The organism is Streptomyces sp. NBC_00996, assembly GCF_045162675.1.
Classification (GTDB): Bacteria; Actinomycetota; Actinomycetes; order Streptomycetales; family Streptomycetaceae; genus Streptomyces.
Genome location: NZ_CP108723.1, coordinates 3,039,648 through 3,058,574, shown reverse-complemented (window position 1 = coordinate 3,058,574; position 18,927 = coordinate 3,039,648). Strand labels below are relative to the sequence as shown.

Below are 18,927 nucleotides of genomic sequence, written 5' to 3'. Positions count from 1 at the left end.
CCCCGGGAGTTACTCCTCGGGCTCGACGAGGAGGCGCGCGTAGTTCGCCATCGAACGCTGGTAGCGCGGCAGATGGGGCGCGAGGGCGCCGAGGACGAGCGAGAGGCCCTCGCGGTCGCGGCCCAGGCTGGACAGACACAGGGCGAGACAGGCGCGTACAGCGTCGTCCAACTCGTCCGACGGCGCGTCGAGTTCGGGGGTGAGGAGCTTGACCCCCTCGTCCGCCTGTCCGATGTTCCGCAGCGAGCTGGAGAGCTGGATCTTGGCGCGCCGACCCTTGTAACCGTTGAGGCCGCGTGCGAGCGCCTCTCGGTACAGGGGCGCGGCCTTGTCCGAATGGCCCGTCGAGTCCCAGGCGCAGGCCTGCTCGAACGGTCCGAGAGGGCTGTCGGCGGGCAGTTCGGCCACCAGTGCGTCGATCACCGCCCGGAAATCCGCCGCGTCCGCTGCATCTGTCTCATCGGAGCCGTCGAACGGGGCCCAGGCGGCGGTCACACGATCTTCCCAGTCTTGGTTCACGGGTCATACCCTCGCACACCCGTACGCGCACCCACACTGGATTTGAGCGCCTCGCGCCCCACGGCCGTATCGAAGGCGACTGGCCTCGGAGCCAGGAAAGCGACCGGAGGAACAGATGAGGCTGACCCGACCGATGCTCGCCGTGGCCGGCGCCGCGGCCGTCCTGGCGCTGGAGGGCTGCGGAACCGGAAACAGTGACGCGACTGCCAAGGTGCCGACCACCGCCACCGGCAGCCTGGAGAGCCTGGCCGCCAAGGTGAAGTGCAAGCCCGACATGCAGACCGACGCCGACGAGCTGCGCCAGGCCATCTGCAACACCTCCGACGGCAAGTTCGTGCTCGCCGCCTTCGCCACCGACCGCGGCCAGCGCGAGTGGATCAACGACGCGAAGGACTACGGCGGTTTCTACCTAGTCGGCCGCAAGTGGGTCGCTGTCGGTGACGACAAGGTGGTCAAGGCGCTGCAGGGCACGCTGGGCGGCGAGCAGGAGATCGGGACCGACCACAGCGCGCACAGCGGCCACACCGGCTGAGCGCCACGTACACACACCGAAGGCCGGTGGCGGGAGATCCCGTCACCGGCCTTCTCAGTGGGCTGCTTGCTCAGTGTGTCACCGGCACCGCTGCCCGCGGTTGATGCAGTTGGCGATCTTGTTCGCCAGGCGGCCGGTCGTGATGCTGATGAAGTCGTCGTGGTCGGTGGCCGCCTTGTGGAGCTGCTCCGGGAAACCGTCGACCGCGTACGGATTCTTCAGCTGACCGTTCTCGATGGTCGGCGCCGGAACGTCGTACACCAGGCGCATCGTCAGCTGCGGGATCGCCTTGAAGCCGTTCTGGCAGTTGCCGTTGGCATCGGCGAAGGCCACGTGCGTGCGGTGGTTGGCGCTGTCGATGTTCTGTCCGTCCCAGCAGCTTTGGAAGGCGAACGTACGGACCACCTTGCTGCCCTGCGGACAGATCGGGTACTGCTCCGTCAGCTGGACCTTGTTCTCGAAGCCGGTGCAGCTCCAGTGCGCGTTGGCGTTCGCCAGACCGTTGGTGGTGGTCTTGGCGTCACCCGTGATGATGCGCAGGAACTGCGGCATCGCGACGACCTTGCTGGTCCGGCTGCCGACGTACTTGATCTGGGCCTGCTGGGCGGTCAGGATCTTGCCGACGTTGCCCTCCTTGCCGCCGCCGTCCTGGTTCTGGTCGAACTCCTGCGTGCCGTCCTGCAGGCGGAGCACCGGCCAGTAGTAGGCCGACAGGTCGTTCTTGTTCTGGCAGCTGGAGCCGCCCTGAAGGAAGTTGTCGTTGTTGGACAACGCGTTGATCTTCTGGTTGCCGACGTAGTCGTGCGTGTGGTGCGCGCCGTTGGTCACGCCGGGCGCCACGATCACATTGTCGGTGTTGAAGACCTTGTTGGCGTTCACACCACAATTGGTGGTGAAGGTGCCGGTGGAGGCGTTGCCGGTCTTGCGCGCCTTCGCCTTGACGTTCGGCTGGACCTTCGTGATGTCCACGAAGTCGGCGGCGACGGGGCCGTTTCCGGCCTGACCGCCATTGCCGGCCTGCTGACCGCCGTTGTCACCTTGCTGGCCGCCGTCACCGCCCTGCTGACCGCCATCGCCGGCCGACGCGCTGGGGGACGCGGTCGCACCGCCATTGTTGTTCCAGCCGTCGCCCGTGTTGTTCTGGCCCTGGTCGGCGGTGGTCCCGGTACAGGTGGCGAGACCGTCCAGCGAGTCCGGTGCGGTGCCGCCGACCCGGGTGATCTCCAGCTGGATCCGGTCGATGATCGCCGCGCGCCGGTCCTTGAGCGGTCCGAGTACGGAGTTCTGGACGAAACTGGTGTCCCTGGCCTGCGCGTCCCGCGTGGTGGCCAGGCGCTGGTACGCGTCGGTGATCTGCTGGTCGAGCGTGGCGAGCTCGCCGTCGACCTCCGTGCGGGCCTTGTCCGGCACGTCGGAGAGTTTCTGCCCGACATCGGGGCAGCTGATCGTGGCGACCTGGGCGGAGGCGGCCTTCGTGGTGTTGGGAGAATTGTTCTCCTCGTGCGCCGAGGCGTAGAAATTCGCCCAGATCAGCCCGCCCCCGCCGATCGCGAGAGCTGCCGACGCTGCAACCGCGCGAACGGCCAGCGGCGAACGGCGTTTTCGTATGTTGCGTCCCATGGAACTCCTCTGACTTCCTTGCGGGGCATCGAGGCGCCCGACAGGAGTGAAGCGGCGCCATTCCATACGCACGGGGCGCGTGAGGTGTTCAGAAACCTCAGAAAATCTTAGAAGTTCGTGAGGTCAATTCCGCCACAATGGACCCAGAAGCCCGCGTTTCTCCGGGAGTTGATCTTCCCATTCAGGTTTGGCGGTGCTTTTTGACTGATATTCAGCGGGCGCCCTGATCCAAATAAGCGAGCACCGCGAGGACGCGTCGGTTGTCGTCGTCCGAGACCTCCAGGCCCAGCTTGGCGAAGATGTTGGAGGTGTGCTTCGCGATCGCCCGCTCCGTGACCACGAGTTGGGCGGCGATCGCCGCGTTCGACCGCCCCTGCGCCATCAGTTCGAGCACCTCCAGCTCGCGCGGGGTGAGCCGCCCGAGCGGCTGGTCGACGGTGGAGCGTCGCGACAGCAGCTGCTGGATGACCTGGGGGTCCATCGCCGTACCGCCCGCCGCGACCCGCCGTACGGCATCGATGAACTGCTCCGCTTCGAACACCCGGTCCTTGAGCAGATAACCGACCCCGCCCGTGCCGTCGGCCAGCAGCTCCCGCGCGTACAACTGCTCCACGTGCTGCGACAGCACGAGCACCGGCAGCCCGGGCCGGTTGCGCCGGGCCCGAAGCGCGCACTGCAGTCCCTCGTCCGTGTGCGAGGGCGGCAGCCGTACGTCGACCACAGCCACGTCCGGCTCCAACTCGGCGAGTGCGCGGCTGAGTTCGGGCCCGCTCTCGACGGCCGCGGCGATCTCGAAGTCGTACGCCTGGAGCATCCGGACCAGTCCGTCGCGCAGCAGGAACAGGTCTTCGGCTAGGACAACGCGCAAGGGATCTCCATGGTGACCATGGTGGGACCGTCCGCGGGGCTGCTGACGGCCAGGACGCCGTCGAATGTACCGAGTCGCCGCTCGACTCCGGCCAGGCCCGTGCCCGCCCCGATCCGCGCGCCGCCCTTGCCGTTGTCGGTGACCGCGATGCGCAGCATGCCGTCCGCGTGGTGGACATCGACCCAGATACGGTCGGCGTCGGAGTGCTTGACCGCGTTGGTGAGCACCTCGCTGACGGCGAAGTACGCGGCCGACTCGACTGTTGCCTCGGCTCGGCCGGGGAGGCTGACGTCCACCTCGGTCGCGAGGGGCAGCCGCAGTGCCAACGCCCGTACGGCATCGCCGAGTCCGCGCTCGGCGAGTACGGGTGGATGGATGCCCCGGACGAGATCGCGCAGTTCGGTCAGCGCGTCGGCGGAGGACTGCCGGGCCTGCGCGAGCAGTTCCTTCGCCTTCGGCGGGTCCTTCTCGATCAACGCCTCGACGGTCCCCAGATCCATGCCCATCGCGACGAGCCGCGCCTGCGCGCCGTCGTGCAAGTCCCGCTCGATGCGCCGCAGTTCGGCCGCCGAGGTGTCGACGGCGTCGCGCCGCGTCTCGGTCAACACGCGTACCCGCTCGGCGAGTTCGCCCTGCCCGGCGGCGAGCACCGAGCGGGTGAGCTGGAAGTGGAGGCGCAGGAGGGGCGGGGAGAAGTGGTAGGCACCGACGAGGAGTACGGCGGCGAGGACGGCCGCGAGGAGGGCGGACCCCTGCCCCGAGATCGGGACGAAGCCGTACCACCACCCGACATGCGTGCCGTCGGTGAAGACCCGCCACAGCCCCAGGGCGAGCGCGAATCCCTCCACCGGGTAGAAGACCAGCGCGGCGGGCAGCACCGCGGTGACGAAACCGGCGGTCATGTCGACCAGCAGCCAGCCCAGGTCCCGCCAGGTGGCGGGGTCCGAGAGCATCCCGAAACACCGCGTCCAGGGGTTGGCCCCCTCGGGGATGGGGCGGTACACGGCCGGAATCCGCACCCCGCACCACCGCGCGGCGACGACCCGCCGCGCGTTCGCGAAGGCCCGCACGCCCTTCAGCACCCAGGGGGTCGTGACGATTCCCGGGCCGAGCGGCACGAGGACGATCGACACAACGGCCGGCACGAACAGGGTGATCGACCCGGCCAGCCCCAGCACGGCGACCCCGAGCCCCCGCAGCCCGGCCACGACGGCCTCCCGGCCTCGCCCCCGGACCCCGCCTCTCTCCGTCTCCATACCCCTCAGTCTCACCGACCCGCCTGCCCGGGTCACTGGGCTGGGCACCCCGGCGGAAGGTGGTGCCAACAACACCGTTCCTGGGAACTGAGCGGGAGTGAGTCCTGTTGCCAGGACTGCTGCCGCTCAGCCGAACACCCCGAACGGTTTTGGGTGATCCGGTCGCCCGCTTTCGCTCCACTGCCGGGCGGCACGTATCTGGTACGTGGTCCGGGAACGTGGGGGCGGGGTTCCTCACGCCTGCGGGTTTCCGGTCGGGCCCGGACGCTCCGATGCCCGTAACGATCGCTCTGGTCGTTGCGGGGCGGTGGTGTCCGTCGCCGGCCCCACTGACAACGCGAGAGGGCGCCCACCGCGACGGTGGACGCCCTCTCACTCAGGCAGGACGGATCAGACCTGGCCGGCCTTCTCCAGGGCGGAGCAGCAGGTGTCGACGAGCAGACGCGTCACCACGTACGGGTCGACGTTGGCGTTGGGGCGGCGGTCCTCGATGTAGCCCTTGCCGTCCTTCTCGACCTGCCACGGGATGCGGACCGAGGCACCGCGGTTGGAGACGCCGTAGCTGTACTCGTTCCACGGGGCGGTCTCGTGCAGGCCCGTCAGGCGGTCGTCGATGCCGGCGCCGTAGTTCTTGACGTGGTCCATCGGCTTCGAGCCCTCGCCCAGCGACTCGCACGCGGTGATGATCGCGTCGTAGCCCTCGCGCATCGCCTTGGTGGAGAAGTTGGTGTGCGCGCCCGCGCCGTTCCAGTCGCCCTTCACCGGCTTCGGGTCCAGCGTCGCGGAGACGCCGAAGTCCTCGGCGGTGCGGTAGAGCAGCCAGCGGGCGACCCACAGCTGGTCCGAGACCTCCAGCGGCGCCAGCGGGCCGACCTGGAACTCCCACTGACCGGGCATGACCTCGGCGTTGATGCCGGAGATGCCGAGCCCCGCCTTGAGGCAGTTGTCCAGGTGCGCCTCGACGACGTCACGGCCGAAGATCTCGTCCGCGCCGACACCGCAGTAGTAGCCGCCCTGCGCGGCCGGGAAGCCCCCCTCGGGGAAGCCGAGCGGGCGCGAACCCTTGAAGAAGGTGTACTCCTGCTCGATGCCGAAGATCGACTCCTGCGCGGCGAACTTCTCCGCGACCTCGGCAAGTGCGGCACGGGTGTTGGACTCGTGCGGCGTCATGTCGATGTTGAGGACCTCGCACATGACGAGGATGTCGTCGCCGCCGCGGATCGGGTCCGGGAAGCTGGCCACGGGCTTGAGTACGCGGTCCGAGGCGTGCCCCTCGGCCTGGTTCGTGGAGGAGCCGTCGAAGCCCCAGATCGGCAGCTCGGCACCCTTGGCGTCGTCGCCCAGTATCTTCGTCTTGGAACGGAGCTTGGCCGTCGGCTCGGTGCCGTCGATCCAGATGTACTCAGCCTTGAAGCTCACGGGCCACATCCTTCGGGGTGGGTCTTGAGTCGCACTTGCGGGTGCTGCGGGTGCTGCGGGTGCTGCGGGTGCTGCGGGTGCTGCGGGTGCTGCGGGTGCTGCGGGTGCTGCGGCGCTGCGGCGCTGCGGCACTGGGGCGCCGCTGGGGATGCCCGGCAGCCTGTCAACAGGCGATTTCCCGATCATTGCCCGAATGTGAACCCAGTGTTACCTGGGCTGTGTGTGCACGTTCTCACTCGACCCCTTGCGACGGGAGCGGCAGCGCGGGAGTGTTCGCGACCGCGATCGGCGGGCCGGCCGATCCCGTCGGTCCCGTTGCTTTTGTCGAGCGACGGCTCGTATGCGATGAGAGTGAGCGCGATATGGGCGTGTCCTCACGCGTCGGCCCTGTTGCTCCCGGCGGAGAGCAACAGGGCCGACGACGGGTGTCCGGATTGCCGGATGTCACCCCACCTTCTCGATACGGGCCTTGCGGATCAGGAACTTGCCGGGCTCCCGGACCTGTTCGAACGCCGCGTTGTTCAGCAGGACGCAGCTGCCGGACACCGAGGTGACCTCCACGGTCGTGGACTTGTTGTTGTCCAGGTTCGTGACCTTGAGCTTCGTCCCGGCCGGGAACTGGTTGCTGGACGCCGCCGGGGCGCCGCCCTCGCCGGAGAGCGTCACGGTCGAGCCGGCACAGACCTGCTCACCGGCGGCGGCGCCACCGGCGTTGTCCGCGGGTGCGCTCTGCGCGGGCGCGGACTGCTCCGGAGCCGACGCTGCCGGAGCCGACTGCGCGGGCTGCGTGCCGGCCTGGGAGTCCTGAGCCGACTCCCCGACCGTGCAGCCCGATGCTTCCTGCTGGACCTTGATCTGCGCGATGACGGCCTCGCGGTTGGCGATCCGGGCCGCCGACTGAGCGTCGGGCTTGGCCCGTTGGCCGTCGATGAATTTCTGGTTGTTGCCGAGCGCGGTGGCAAGGCCCTTGCAGACCGTCGAGGTCTGCGCGTTCTGCACCGACGCCGCGTTCGAGGTGGCGGCCAGGGCGAAGGCCCCGCCTCCGGCCACGGCCGCGGCGCTGACCAGCAGTGCGAGCTTCTTCTTGGTGCTGAGAGTTCTCCTACGCGACATGCACGCCTCCTGGGTGAGGGGGAGTGGTACGTCGCTATGTACGAGATACCGAACGGGGTTACTCAATAGTCACAGGAGTCACTGAAGTGGCTTAGGTCACAAGAGAGTTGCCGACATCGGTGGGGAACTCCGGGACGTCCCGTGTGCCTGGTGCCGCGTCGGCCAGGGCTTGCCCGTTGAGGCGCGGCGTCCGGTGCGTGCTCTGGGGGTCCCCAGGGCCGAGGGCTGGGGGGAGTGCCGGCCGGAAGTCCTCGTACTGGATGTACTTGGGCTTTCGGCCGGTGCGGCGAGTGGGGGCACCTCCCACGCCCTTGAGGCAGTGGGGGAGCGTGCCGGGCGTCGCGACGGGGCGAACCTCGGCCGACGCGGCACTAGCGGGACAAGGCATCCCGTACCGCCTCATCCGTGCGCGCCACGACCGCCGTTCCGTCCTCCGCGGTGATGATCGGCCGCTGGATCAGCTTGGGGTGCTCGGACAGCGCCGTGATCCACCGGTCCCGCGAACCGGCGTCCCGGGCCCACTCCTTGAGCCCCAGCTCCTTGGCGACGGCCTCCTCGGTGCGGGTGATGTCCCACGGTTCCAGTCCGAGGCGATCGAGTACGCCACGGATCTCGTCCTCGGTCGGTACGTCCTCCAGGTATCGGCGCACCGTGTAGTCGGCGCCCTCCGCGTCGAGCAGGCTCAGGGCGCTGCGGCACTTCGAACAGGCGGGGTTGATCCAGATCTCCATGCCGCACACGTTACGTCGGACACCCTCTTCCGCTGGTGTCACGGCGCCCCCAAAGCCCTTGTGGCCAGCGGCTTTTGTCAGTGGTCGGCGGTAGAATAGAAGCAGTGTTCGAGGGTGCCGCCGGGGGGTCCGGACGGTTCCCTGACCGCGACAGGAGGATGCCTGTGCCCGCTGCCGCACTGAAGCCGCTGCCCACTCAGTCCACGTCCAAGAGGGCGGTCCTGCTGGACCTGCCGTACGACCCCGTGGAGAAGCGCCCGCTGCCGCCGGGGCGTCCCCGCGAGTGGTATGTCACGCACAATCGCCGGCTCAAGGCGATGCGCCTTGCGATCGCTCTGCTCGACTCCGGTGTCTACATGCCGAACCAGGCCCGCAACGAGAAGATACGCAGCACCGCGGAACTCATCGGCATCCACCCGCCGTCGGACACCACCTGCCACATGGTCCGCGCGCTGATGAGGTACTCGCGCTGAGCCGGGTGGGGCTTGTAGGGCAGTTCCCCGCGCCCCTTTCAGGGGCGCGGGGAACTGCGCAGTCTTTTGGCGGGGGTCTGGGGGCGCAGCCCCCAGGTACGGGACGGGAAGGGGCGGAGGGGGCGAAACTCACCCCGACGACAGCTCCCGCTCCAGTGGTGTCCGGAAGCGTGGGGTCACCCGGGTCGTCCCCAGCCACGCCTGCAGACGCGCCGCCTCCGCGGAGATGGCATCGCGAGCATCCCGCCCGAGCCCCTCCGGGTCCAGCGACCGCCACACCACCTCACCGTCGGCCCGCTGAGCCCAGCCACCGATCACCCGCCCGTCCCACCACACCGTCGGCCCGACATTCCCGCTGCCGTCGAAAAGGGCGGGACGCAGCGACGGCGCGAGGTACCAGTCCCGCTCCTGCCACCCCATGGCCGTCGGATCGAGCCCGGGCAGCAGCGCCGCCCAGGGGGAGGAAGGGGCGGCGACGGGTTCGAGATCGCCCTCTGTCACGTATCCGGTAACGCCGTCGTCGAGCGACACGGCCACCGCCCCGGCAGCAGCCAGCGCCCGCCGAACCTCCGTCACTTTCCACCCCGTCCACCACTTCAGATCCGCCTCGCCGGCAGGCCCGCACACCGCGAGCCAACGCCGCAGCAGCTCGCACTGCGCCTCGGCGGCGGGCAACTCCGGATGCGGCGGGGCAACCGCCCAGCGGAACTGGCTGGACGTCCACGATCCCATCGGCCGCCCCCGCACCACCCGGCCCTCGACGCCGAGGACCCGCATCAGGCGGGAGGACACCGTGTGCGGACTCTCGTAGCTCTTGCCCGCGCCGTAGGTGAACTGTTCCTTCAACCGCGGTTCGTCCCGGGTGAGTTCGTTCACCGTGGCCGGCCCGCGCCGGGCCAGCGCGGCGAGCGCGGACGCCTCGACCTCCGCCAGCCACTCCTCGGTCAGCCGCCCGTCGCTGCCGGTGGTCATGTCCTTGATCAGCCCGGCCCGGGCCTTCGCGGCGATGGCGAGCCCGGTCGAGGCGTGCACCACGGCGGCCAGCTCGGTGGGGAACACGAACACGGTGTGCCGCATGCCGTGCATCCGCACGAGGGTCCGGTCCTCGTACAGCGCCCGGTCGACCTCCGCCACCGTCTTCCCGGCATCCGCCAGCCGCGCGCCCACCGCCAGGTACACCGTCGCCGGATCGGTGCCGTGCAGCGCGACCAGCGACTCCGCGACCTCCTCGGGACGCGCCGCCCGCGCGGCGCCCGCGAGCCGCTGCCGGAGCGCGAGCCGGGCCCGCCGTTCCGCCACCCCGATGTGCCGCAGCTTCCCGTCCACTCCGCCTCCAGCCCATCCCGCGATGTCCCGTGCCCTCATCCTCTCGAACATGCGACCAGCAGCGGGCGCGACTCACCCGTTCGCCGTACCCGGCATGCGTAGGCCCTGCTCACAGCCTTGACTGAGACCACCGCGGCGAGCGGGTTCCGGAAGAGAACGCACGAGGAGCACGTCGGGAGATTCCATGCAGAGGCACGGCATACGAGGACTGATCCTGGCGGCGGCCGCGGCGACGGCCCTCGCCGCTTCCCTGACCGGCTGCTCGGACGACAACACCCCCGCGAGCACCGTCTCCAAGGCCGCGTCCGCCGCGTCCGCGGCCGGCGAGGCGCTGGCCTCCGCGACCGCCGAGGCCGGCCGGAAACTCGGCGAGGTCAAGAACGGTGTGAACGCCAAGGGCGATGTGAGGGTCGACAGCCACGTGACCACTGACTCCGGCGGGCGCGCCACCGCCAAGGTGACCGTCACCAACTCCGCCTCCTCGCAGAAGTCGTACGCCGTCCAGGTCAACTTCCGCGACACGAGCGGCAACCTCCTCGACGCGGTCGTCGTCACGGTGAGCGACGTCGCCGCGGGTGCCTCCAAGGACGCCACCGCCCGCAGCAACCGCACCCTCTCCGGCGACGTCACCGCCGACGTCGCCCGAGCTGTGCGGCACTGACGGCCGTGGTCCAGAACGGCGCCGTGGTCACCCCGGCGGACCGCGCCGCCCAGGGAAAGGCGGCCCGCAAACGCGCTCCCCGGTCCTCGCACGCCGGCTGGATCCCGGCCGCCGGGCGCCCCGATCCCGTCGCCGTACTCGAACGGCAGGGCAGGGACCGGCTCCAGGAGCTGCTGCCGATCCGGTACGGGCGGATGACGGCGTCGCCGTTCGCGTTCCTGCGCGGCGCCGCCGCCGTCATGGCCGCCGACCTGGCGGCCCAGCCGCACACCGGACTCATGGTGCAGTTGTGCGGCGACGCGCACCTGCTGAACTTCGGCCTGTACGCCTCCCCCGAACGCACCCTGCTCTTCGACCTCAACGACTTCGACGAGACGTTTCCCGGGCCCTTCGAGTGGGACGTCAAACGGCTCGCGGCCAGCGTCGCGGTCGCGGCCCGCGAGAACGGGTACCCCGAGGGACAGGTCCGTCGCGCCGCCCAGGCCGCCGCGGGTGGATACCGCACGGGCATCCGGCAGCTCGCCGCGCACGGTGAGCTGGCCGTCTGGTACGAGCGCATCGACGCCGACCAGCTGCTCCCGCTCGTCCGCTCCGCCCGCCGCCGCAAGCAGGTCGAGTCGACCCTCTCCCGCGCCCGCCGACGCACCAGCCTGCACGCGCTCGGCAAACTCACCCGGACCGTTGACGGACGCCCCCGCATAGTCCACGACCCGCCTCTGCTGGAACCGGCCGGAGCCCCCGACATGTCCTCGCTCCGCAAGTCCTTCAGCGACTACCGCTCGACGCTCTCCGAGGAGCGCCGCCTGCTCCTCGACCGCTACCGCTTCGTCGACGCCGCCCGCAAGGTCGTCGGCGTGGGCAGCGTCGGCACCCGCTGCTTCATCGTGCTGCTCGCCGGGCGGGACGCGGAGGACCCGCTGTTCCTGCAGATCAAGGAGGCCGGACAGTCCATACTCGAAGAGCATCTGCCCAACGGCCCCTACGCCCATCCGGGGCATCGCGTCGTCGCCGGTCAGCGGCTGCTGCAGGCGACGAGCGACATCTTCCTCGGCTGGATGACCGGGCCGCAGGGACGGGCGTTCTACTGGCGCCAGCTGCGCGACATGAAGGGCTCCGCGGACGTCGCGGGCATGAGCCCCCGCCGGCTCCAGAACTACGCCGGCCTGTGCGGCAACGCGCTGGCCCGCGCTCACGCCCGTTCCGGCGACCGCATGGCGATCGCCGGATACCTCGGCGGCGCCGACACCTTCGACCGCGCCGTCGCGGACTTCGCGCTGCGCTACGCGGACCAGAACCTCGCCGACCACGCGGCACTGGGCGCGGCCGTGGTGGCGGGAGTGGTCCAGGCGGCGCCGGGCGTCTGACCGCGGCCTCCGCGTACCCGGACAGCCGCCGTCAGCCGTACCGCGGTCAACCGCTGTCAGCCATATCCGTACAGCCGCCGTCGGCCGTACCCGTACGGCTCCCGTCGGCCGTACCCGTACGGCCGCCGTCGGCCGTACCCGTACGGCTCCCGTCGGCCGTACCCGTACGGCTCCCGTCGGCCGTACCCGTACGGCTCCCGTCGGCCGTACCCGTACGGCTCCCGTCGGCCGTACCCGTACGGCTCCCGTCGGCCGTACCCGTACGGCTCCCGTCGGCCGTACCCGTACGGCTCCCGTCAGCCGTACCCGTACGGCTCCCGTCAGCCGTACCCGTACGGCTCCCGTCGGCCGTACCCGTACGGCTCCCGTCAGCCGTACTGCTCCAGCAGTCCCGCCACATACGCGCCGAGCCGTCCGCCCAGCACCTCCGGCGTCAGATCCATGCGCCCCAGCTCGCGCCAGGGTACGGCGACCTTCTCGGCGTCGGGGGAGTAGGCCAGCGCGTCCAGGAGCCGCCAGTACAAGTGGTCGGCGCCGTCGGCCAGTCGGCGCCCGCCGTGTGCCTCGTACCGCTCGCGGAAGCCCAGCCCGTACGCCTCCCCGTACAGCAGGGCGAGGGCCGTGGAGCAGTGGGCGACGTCGAGGTCGGCCGGGCCCCGGGAGGTCTCCACCCAGTCGACGACCCCGCTGAGTTGCAGGGTGTGGCCCGCACCGGTGAACAGCACATTCCCGGGGTGGAAGTCCCGGTGCAGGAAACACCCTTCGTACGAGGGCGGCTCGCGCCGGATCACGTCGACGGCCCGGTCCCACGGCGCACCCGCGGGCGTACGGACGCGGTCGGGTGACGTCCACGGCTGGTAGGGGCGCGGACGCTTCGCGGGAACCACCCCGTGAATGCGGACGAGTTGACGTGCCAGCAGGTCGAGGCGCCGCTCCAGATCCTCCTCGTCGAGCCGGACCGTGCCCGGCAGCGAGGACATCAACAGCGTGGGGTGGTCGCAGTGTTCCGCGGTGGCGTCGACGGCGTACAGCGCGGGCGCGGGCACGCCGTCGTGGGCGGCGAGCAGGGTGAGGACGGACGCCTCGCGGGTCAGCAGCCCCGGTGCGTGCCGCCGGTAGAAGGGCTTGACGAAGGACCGCTGGACCAGGCCGGTGCCGTCGTCGAGGGTGAGCCGGCGCATCTGGGAGCTCCAGCCGCCGCGCAGAGGCGTGGACTTCCGCACGCTCCTGCCGTCCGGAAGCCGCTTGGCCACCCAGGCCCGGGTCGCCGTCCATCCCTGGTCGCCGAGCCCGGCGAGGACGAGGTCCACGAACCGCTGCCGGTCCTCGGCGTGGTCACGGAACCACAGGCCCAGCATGTGCTCGGCGTCGGGCAGTTCGAACCGTGTGAACTGGGCGTCGGTGGCCAGCGCGTCCGTCACGGCCTCGGTCACCGCCGGCGGGATCACCGTGTCCGTGCCCGGCACGGCGAGCACCGCGCGCCCCGCGTACGCCCGCAGGATGTCGAGCGCCGGGGCACGGCGCCAGTTGTCCGGCGTACGGATGATCTCGCTGAAGCGGCTGTCGCCGTCCCCGAACGGAACCGGCCACGCCGCTGCGCCGTACACCGCGGGTGCGCACAGCCCGAGTGCCGCCACCCGCTCCCCGTAGTGCGCCGCGAGATCGGCCACCGTCTGGCCGCTCATGCTGAACCCGACCAGGATCAGTGGACCGTTCGCCCGAACCGTCGCGTCGATGACCGCGACGGCCTGCTCGAAACGCCGCTGAAGGCTCAACTCCCGCAACTCGCCCGTACTTTCGCCGTGCCCGGAGAAGTCGAAGGCGAGACCTCGGCAGCCGCGCGCGACGAACTCCTCCAGCAGTGGGAGCAGCCGCTCCTTGCTTCCGTTGCCCGCGCCGTGCAGCAGAACGGCGGTGGCCGGCTCTCGATCGCCGTCGCTGTCGCCACCGCCGCGTACGCAGCTCAGTCGTTCACCGTCGTGGTCGTACGTGAAGGGAGAAAGCACCCCGTCATTTACTCATGCCGCCGTCTTCGCCTGCCCGGCTACTCGTGCCGCCGTCTTCGCCTGCCCGGCTACTCGTGCCGCCGTCTTCGCCTGCCCGGCTACTCGTGCCGCCGTCTTCGCCTGCCCGGCCGCCTGCTCGACCGTCCTACCGGGTCGCCGGAAAAGGAGATGCACGCGCAGTGACCACATCCCTACGCTGGACATGCGTTACGGAGCCGCCCACCACCGCTTTCCGCCGGACAGGCATCACTCGGCGGAGTCAGGGCTACTCTCTACGCACCGACTGGCGGCCGCCCACCCCCAGCGCCCCGTCGGACACATCGGACACCACCCAGTCATCACCCACGCCCACGGAGGCCCGTCATGGGCACCATCGTCATCTCCGGGACCGTTGTCCTGGTCGTCTTAGGATTCGACAATCACATCTGGTGGCTCGCCGCGGTCGGCGTGCTTTTCATGTACATGCAGTACGGACGGGGCTCGTCCTCGGCGTCCTCGTCGAGCGGCGGATCCGCTTCGGGACCCCCGTCGCCGGCCACGCCCGCGTCGTACAAGGCATACCGCGACCGCCGTGACCGGCAGGCGAAGTGGGAGCGCCGCTACCGCCGCGAGCGCCCCCTGGAGTCCCGCCGCCAGGCACGCGAACAGGGCAAGTAACCTCCGGTCGCCGGCTCACAGACCGGGCGCACCCCAGATCGGGAACCAGCGGCCGAGGTCCTGCTCGATCCGCAGATCGTCGGTGAGCGCCGCCTTGATCTGCAACTCCAGCGCGTTGTCGCGTCGCTGGCCGTCACCGGCCAGTGGCGCGAAGGGATAGAAGGTCCCGCGCTTGTACAGATAGACGAGCCCGAGCCGCCGCTGCCGCTCGGTGTCCTCGAAGGCGGCGACGGAACAGAGCAGCTGCGGCCCGAAACCGCTGCCCTCCAGCGCGCTGTTCACCGCGTGCAGATCGCTCACCAGGGCGGGCAGATCCTCGGGCTCCCGCCGCGAGACCAGCCACGAGTACCCGTACTCGTCCCGGGTGAGCTCCACCGGCGGCCCACGCCGCTCGGCGTCCGCGTCGAGCAGCGCCTGCACCTCCTGGTGCGCCTCGGCGAAGGCCGCGCCCTCGACGGACGCGAAGCACACCGCACCCGTCCCGGTGGGTGTGAACCCGGCGGCCGCCTGTAGGGTCACCGCCGCCGACGGCAGTCCGAAGAGCTGGTCGAGATCGGGCGCGACGGCCTTGGTGCGGCCGAGCAGGATGTCCAGGAACCCCATGCAGATGGCCTTTCCGGGGGAGTCAGACGGCGTTTCCGGGGGTCGCCGCCTCACCCAACTCGGCGGAGATGCGGGCCAGTTGTTCGAGCCGCTGCTCCAGGCTCGGGTGGGTGGAGAACAGCTTGGAGATGCCCGGCTCGGCACCGAAGGCGGGCGTGAAGTAGAAGGCGTTGAACGCCTGCGCCGTCCGCAGGTCCTTGGTCGGAATCCGCCCGATGTCCCCGGTGACCTTGGTCAGCGCGGACGCCAGTGCCGAGGGCCGCCCGGTGAGCAGCGCCGCGGCCCGGTCGGCGGCCAGCTCCCGATACCGGGACAGCGCCCGGATGAGCACGAAACTGATCGCGTACACGGCCGCGGAGACACTCATGACGGCCACGAACACGATGGCCGTGTTCTGATCCCTCCGACCCCCGCCGAAGAGCTGCGAGTAGAAGGCGAACCGCACGATCAGCCCGGCGAGCACCCCGAGGAACGACGCCACGGTGATCACGGCGACATCCTTGTGCGCCACATGCGACAGCTCGTGCGCCAGCACACCTTCGAGCTCATCGGGCTGGAGCCGCCGCAGCAGCCCGGTCGTCACGCACAGCACGGCATGATCGGCATTGCGCCCGGTCGCGAACGCGTTCGGCATGTCCAGGTCGGACACGGCCACCAGCGGCTTGGGCATGTCAGCGACCGCGCACAGTCGATCGACGACCCCGTGGAGCTGTGGATACTCCTCCCGCTCCACGATCCGCCCGTGCATCGCATACAGCGCGATCCGGTCCGAGAACCAGTACTGCGCGCCGAGCACTCCGGCCGCGACCACGACGACCAGCACCCAGGACTTCAGCAGCACGATCAGCGCGGCGACGAACGCCACGTACAGCAATCCGAGCAGAAACAACGTGACCGTCATCCGCACGGTCAGCTGCCGATCACTCCGGAACCGGCTCTGCATCATGCATCACCCCGCACTCAGGCACTCGTCCCGCCTTCCATTGTGCGCCCGCGATGTCCAATGAACAGGGCCCGAAAGGCTCCACGGCAGGCAAAGAACGGCCGGTGTCAGGACCTGGGCGGGACCGCCTTGAAGTTCTCGCCGCCGTACAGGGACTCGTAGGTGACCTCGACCACCAGTCGTCGGGCGACGAGATCCCAGAACCAGTCGTGCTCGTCCTCGCTGAAATGCTCCAGGTAGAACAAGAACGTGGACTGCCCTGCGAGGACGACCGCACCCGCTCGCAGGGTGTACGTCTTGGGCCACACCGGCAGGGGTGCGGTGATGCGGTCAATGGTCTGGATGTTCCACTGCCCGATCTCCACACCGTCCAGCCGCACCACCGTGTTCGTCACTATGGCCGGCCCGAGGCCCGCGTTCACGACTCGGAGGCCTGCCTTGTGGTCGTCGTACTTCTTGGTGTGGCGCAGCTGGAGCAGGGGTCTGACGGATTGGCGGTTGTGTACCCGGGTGGCTCTGGTCTGTGCGTAACTGGTCCAGAGTGAGCCGAGCGCTATCGCTGTCGCCGCTATGGCCGTGACCGTGTCCGAATTCACCGGCTGCCCCCCCACGATGCCCTTGAGGTCATAGTCCTTCCCGATGGCCGCGGGCGTCAGTCGTGACCCGGACAACACATCGGCCGCGCCCCTCCCGGAGGAAGGACGCGGCCGACGTCGTACGGCTGCTGCGACGTTCTTACACGTCGTAGTAGAGCTCGAACTCGTGCGGGTGCGGGCGCAGCTGCAGCGGGGCGATCTCGTTGGTGCGCTTGTAGTCGATCCACGTCTCGATCAGGTCGGACGTGAAGACGTCGCCCGCGAGGAGGAACTCGTGGTCGGCCTCGAGGCGGTCGAGGACGGCCGGGAGCGAGGTCGGGACCTGTGCGACGCCCGCGTGCTCCTCGGGAGCCAGCTCGTAGAGGTCCTTGTCGATCGGCTCGGCCGGCTCGATCTTGTTCTTGATGCCGTCGAGGCCGGCGAGCAGCAGTGCCGAGAAGGCCAGGTACGGGTTGCCGGAGGAGTCGGGCGCGCGGAACTCGACGCGCTTGGCCTTCGGGTTCGAGCCGGTGATCGGGATACGCATGGCCGCGGAGCGGTTGCGCTGCGAGTACACCAGGTTGACCGGGGCCTCGAAGCCGGGGACCAGGCGGTGGTACGAGTTCACCGTCGGGTTCGTGAAGGCGAGCAGCGAGGGGGCGTGCTTGAGGATGCCGCCGATGTAGAAGCGGGCGGTGTCCGACAGGCCCGCGTAGCCGGCCTCGTCGTAGAACAGCGGATCGCCGTTGCTCCACAGCGACTGGTGGACGTGCATGCCCGAGCCGTTGTCACCGAAGATCGGCTTCGGCATGAAGGTCGCGGTCTTGCCGTTGCGCCAGGCGACGTTCTTCACGATGTACTTGAAGAGCTGGAGGTCGTCGGCCGCGGCGAGCAGCGTGTTGAACTTGTAGTTGATCTCGGCCTGGCCGGCGGTGCCCACCTCGTGGTGCTGGCGCTCGACCTGGAGGCCGGAGGCGGCCAGCTCCAGGGAGATCTCGGCACGGAGGTCGGCGAAGTGGTCGACCGGCGGAGTCGGGAAGTAGCCGCCCTTGTAGCGGACCTTGTAACCACGGTTGTCCTCGAGGGCACCGGTGTTCCAGGCGCCGGCCTCGGAATCGATGTGGTAGAAGGCTTCGTTCGACTTGGTGTCGAAGCGCACGCTGTCGAAGACGTAGAACTCGGCCTCGGGGCCGAAGTACGCGGTGTCGGCGATACCGGTCGACGCGAGGTAGGCCTCGGCCTTCTTCGCCACGTTGCGCGGGTCACGGGAGTACTGCTCGCCCGTGATCGGGTCGTGGATGAAGAAGTTGATGTTGACCGTCTTGTCGCGGCGGAAGGGGTCGACGCGCGCGGTGGACAGGTCGGCGCGGAGCGCCATGTCGGACTCGTGGATGGCCTGGAAGCCGCGGATCGAGGAGCCGTCGAAGGCCAGCTCCTCGGCCGGGTCGAAGGCCTCCGCCGGAATCGTGAAGTGCTGCATCACACCCGGCAGGTCGCAGAAGCGGACGTCGACGAACTTGACGTCCTCGTCCGCGATGAACTTCTTGGCCTCGTCGGCGTTCTGGAACATCCAGCTCCTCCTACTCCCGCCCACAGTGGACCGGGGTGGTAGTTCGTTCGTGCGGCCAGTGCGGTGGCACACGCTGGAGCCGACCATAGGGACGGGGGATTTCTCAAGCGTGACCCATTTGTTTCGCCCAAGTTAACCGACCCGGGTCGGTCCGGCCCCTCCTGTCCGCATGCCAAAACGGGCGCAGTACCGTGGGCGGGTGGACAACAGGCAAGCAATCGGATCGTGGCTCTCCGGACCCCGCGCGGCCGCGGAGGAAGCCGGTGTCGACTTCGGATACCGGGGCGAACAGCTCGGTCTGCCGGAGCAGGGACCGGGCTCGATCGCCCGCCCGGGGCGCCGGCTCGGCGCCCTCGCCGTCGACTGGGGCCTGTGCCTGTTGATCGCATACGGGCTGCTCACGGACAGCTATACCCGGGCGGCCCAGGTCTGGGCGCCGCTCATCCTCTTCGTGCTGATCATCCTCACGGTCGGCTCGCTCGGCTTCACCCCCGGGAAGCGGCTCTTCGGCCTGAAGGTGGTGTCCCTGGACACCGGCCGGGTCAACCCGCTGCGCACCCTGCTGCGCACGGTCCTGCTCTTCCTCGCCCTCCCGGCCTTGATCTGGGACCGCGACGGCCGCGGCCTGCACGACCGTGTAGCGGGCACGGTCGAGGTCCGTATGTAGAGAGTGTCTGTACGACGAAGGGGG

General features: G+C 69.6%; 19 protein-coding genes and 1 pseudogene. 7 read left to right on the top strand and 13 right to left on the bottom strand.

From position 1 onward, the window contains the following. Positions 1–9: 9 nt before the first annotated feature. Positions 10–519, bottom strand: coding sequence for a tetratricopeptide repeat protein (locus tag OG390_RS14440; RefSeq protein WP_406168043.1), 510 nt, complete (start codon positions 517–519; stop codon positions 10–12). Positions 520–634: 115 nt separating this feature from the next. Between OG390_RS14440 and OG390_RS14435 the strand changes: the two genes are divergently transcribed. Continuing rightward, positions 635–1,051 (top strand): hypothetical protein, encoded by a 417-nt coding sequence (locus OG390_RS14435; protein ID WP_406168042.1) that lies wholly within the window; start codon positions 635–637, stop codon positions 1,049–1,051. Between the two features lie 78 nt (positions 1,052–1,129). On the opposite strand, the gene OG390_RS14430 is transcribed toward OG390_RS14435, so the two are convergent. The 6 genes from OG390_RS14430 to OG390_RS14405 form a co-directional block, all read right to left on the bottom strand. After that, positions 1,130–2,671, bottom strand: coding sequence for a DUF1996 domain-containing protein (locus OG390_RS14430; RefSeq protein WP_406168040.1), 1,542 nt, complete (start codon positions 2,669–2,671; stop codon positions 1,130–1,132). Positions 2,672–2,882: 211 nt separating this feature from the next. Next, complete coding sequence (locus OG390_RS14425; protein WP_406168039.1) at positions 2,883–3,539, bottom strand: LuxR C-terminal-related transcriptional regulator; 657 nt, start codon at positions 3,537–3,539, stop codon at positions 2,883–2,885. Then, a complete protein-coding gene (locus OG390_RS14420; protein WP_406168037.1) occupies positions 3,524–4,795 on the bottom strand; it encodes a sensor histidine kinase in 1,272 nt (423 codons plus the stop codon). Before OG390_RS14420 ends, OG390_RS14425 begins: the two co-directional genes overlap by 16 nt. 390 nt (positions 4,796–5,185) lie before the next feature. Then, positions 5,186–6,214, bottom strand: a complete 1,029-nt coding sequence (gene glnII / locus OG390_RS14415) for a glutamine synthetase (protein ID WP_399078464.1) — start codon at positions 6,212–6,214, stop codon at positions 5,186–5,188. A 444-nt stretch (positions 6,215–6,658) separates the two neighbouring features. Then, positions 6,659–7,327: a hypothetical protein gene (locus OG390_RS14410; protein ID WP_406168035.1), complete on the bottom strand. Its 669-nt coding sequence runs from the start codon at positions 7,325–7,327 to the stop codon at positions 6,659–6,661. A gap of 371 nt (positions 7,328–7,698) precedes the next feature. Beyond that, positions 7,699–8,058, bottom strand: a complete 360-nt coding sequence (locus tag OG390_RS14405; RefSeq protein WP_399078460.1) for an arsenate reductase family protein — start codon at positions 8,056–8,058, stop codon at positions 7,699–7,701. A 164-nt stretch (positions 8,059–8,222) separates the two neighbouring features. On the opposite strand from OG390_RS14405, the gene OG390_RS14400 reads away from it, so the two are divergent. Beyond that, entirely contained in the window at positions 8,223–8,531 is a 309-nt protein-coding gene (locus tag OG390_RS14400) for a hypothetical protein (protein WP_399078458.1), read from the top strand. A gap of 129 nt (positions 8,532–8,660) precedes the next feature. Here the strand turns inward: OG390_RS14400 and OG390_RS14395 are convergent, their stop codons facing one another. Beyond that, entirely contained in the window at positions 8,661–9,896 is a 1,236-nt protein-coding gene (locus OG390_RS14395; protein ID WP_406168032.1) for a winged helix DNA-binding domain-containing protein, read from the bottom strand. 145 nt (positions 9,897–10,041) lie between these two features. Between OG390_RS14395 and OG390_RS14390 the strand changes: the two genes are divergently transcribed. The 3 genes and pseudogenes from OG390_RS14390 to OG390_RS14380 all read left to right on the top strand — a co-directional run. Then, positions 10,042–10,518 carry a hypothetical protein gene (locus tag OG390_RS14390; protein ID WP_406168030.1) on the top strand — a complete coding sequence of 159 codons (477 nt, stop codon included), beginning with the start codon at positions 10,042–10,044 and terminating at the stop codon, positions 10,516–10,518. A gap of 23 nt (positions 10,519–10,541) precedes the next feature. After that, the gene (locus OG390_RS14385) at positions 10,542–11,882 is read left to right on the top strand and encodes a DUF2252 domain-containing protein (RefSeq protein WP_406177660.1); all 1,341 of its coding nucleotides are present in this window, start codon (positions 10,542–10,544) and stop codon (positions 11,880–11,882) included. A 61-nt stretch (positions 11,883–11,943) separates the two neighbouring features. After that, positions 11,944–12,105, top strand: a pseudogene (locus OG390_RS14380) (hypothetical protein); the annotation flags it as partial. Positions 12,106–12,250: 145 nt separating this feature from the next. On the opposite strand, the gene OG390_RS14375 reads toward OG390_RS14380, so the two are convergent. Then, on the bottom strand, positions 12,251–13,888 hold the full coding sequence (locus OG390_RS14375; RefSeq protein ID WP_406168028.1) for an alpha/beta fold hydrolase: 1,638 nt from the start codon (positions 13,886–13,888) through the stop codon (positions 12,251–12,253). A 363-nt stretch (positions 13,889–14,251) separates the two neighbouring features. Between OG390_RS14375 and OG390_RS14370 the strand changes: the two genes are divergently transcribed. Next, the gene (locus OG390_RS14370) at positions 14,252–14,545 is read left to right on the top strand and encodes a hypothetical protein (protein ID WP_399078449.1); all 294 of its coding nucleotides are present in this window, start codon (positions 14,252–14,254) and stop codon (positions 14,543–14,545) included. A gap of 15 nt (positions 14,546–14,560) precedes the next feature. Here the strand turns inward: OG390_RS14370 and OG390_RS14365 are convergent, their stop codons facing one another. The 4 genes from OG390_RS14365 to glnA all read right to left on the bottom strand — a co-directional run bounded on the left by OG390_RS14365 (position 14,561) and on the right by glnA (position 18,236). Next, positions 14,561–15,148 carry a PspA-associated protein PspAB gene (locus OG390_RS14365; protein ID WP_399078447.1) on the bottom strand — a complete coding sequence of 196 codons (588 nt, stop codon included), beginning with the start codon at positions 15,146–15,148 and terminating at the stop codon, positions 14,561–14,563. Between the two features lie 22 nt (positions 15,149–15,170). Further along, the gene (htpX, locus tag OG390_RS14360; protein WP_406177658.1) at positions 15,171–16,091 is read right to left on the bottom strand and encodes a zinc metalloprotease HtpX; all 921 of its coding nucleotides are present in this window, start codon (positions 16,089–16,091) and stop codon (positions 15,171–15,173) included. 107 nt (positions 16,092–16,198) lie between these two features. Beyond that, on the bottom strand, positions 16,199–16,762 hold the full coding sequence (locus tag OG390_RS14355; RefSeq protein ID WP_406168026.1) for a hypothetical protein: 564 nt from the start codon (positions 16,760–16,762) through the stop codon (positions 16,199–16,201). 64 nt (positions 16,763–16,826) lie between these two features. Continuing rightward, the gene (glnA, locus tag OG390_RS14350; protein WP_399078403.1) at positions 16,827–18,236 is read right to left on the bottom strand and encodes a type I glutamate--ammonia ligase; all 1,410 of its coding nucleotides are present in this window, start codon (positions 18,234–18,236) and stop codon (positions 16,827–16,829) included. Between the two features lie 199 nt (positions 18,237–18,435). Here glnA and OG390_RS14345 point away from each other — a divergent pair, with 199 nt between their 5' ends. Further along, positions 18,436–18,903 carry an RDD family protein gene (locus OG390_RS14345; RefSeq protein ID WP_406168024.1) on the top strand — a complete coding sequence of 156 codons (468 nt, stop codon included), beginning with the start codon at positions 18,436–18,438 and terminating at the stop codon, positions 18,901–18,903. Positions 18,904–18,927 lie beyond the last annotated feature (24 nt).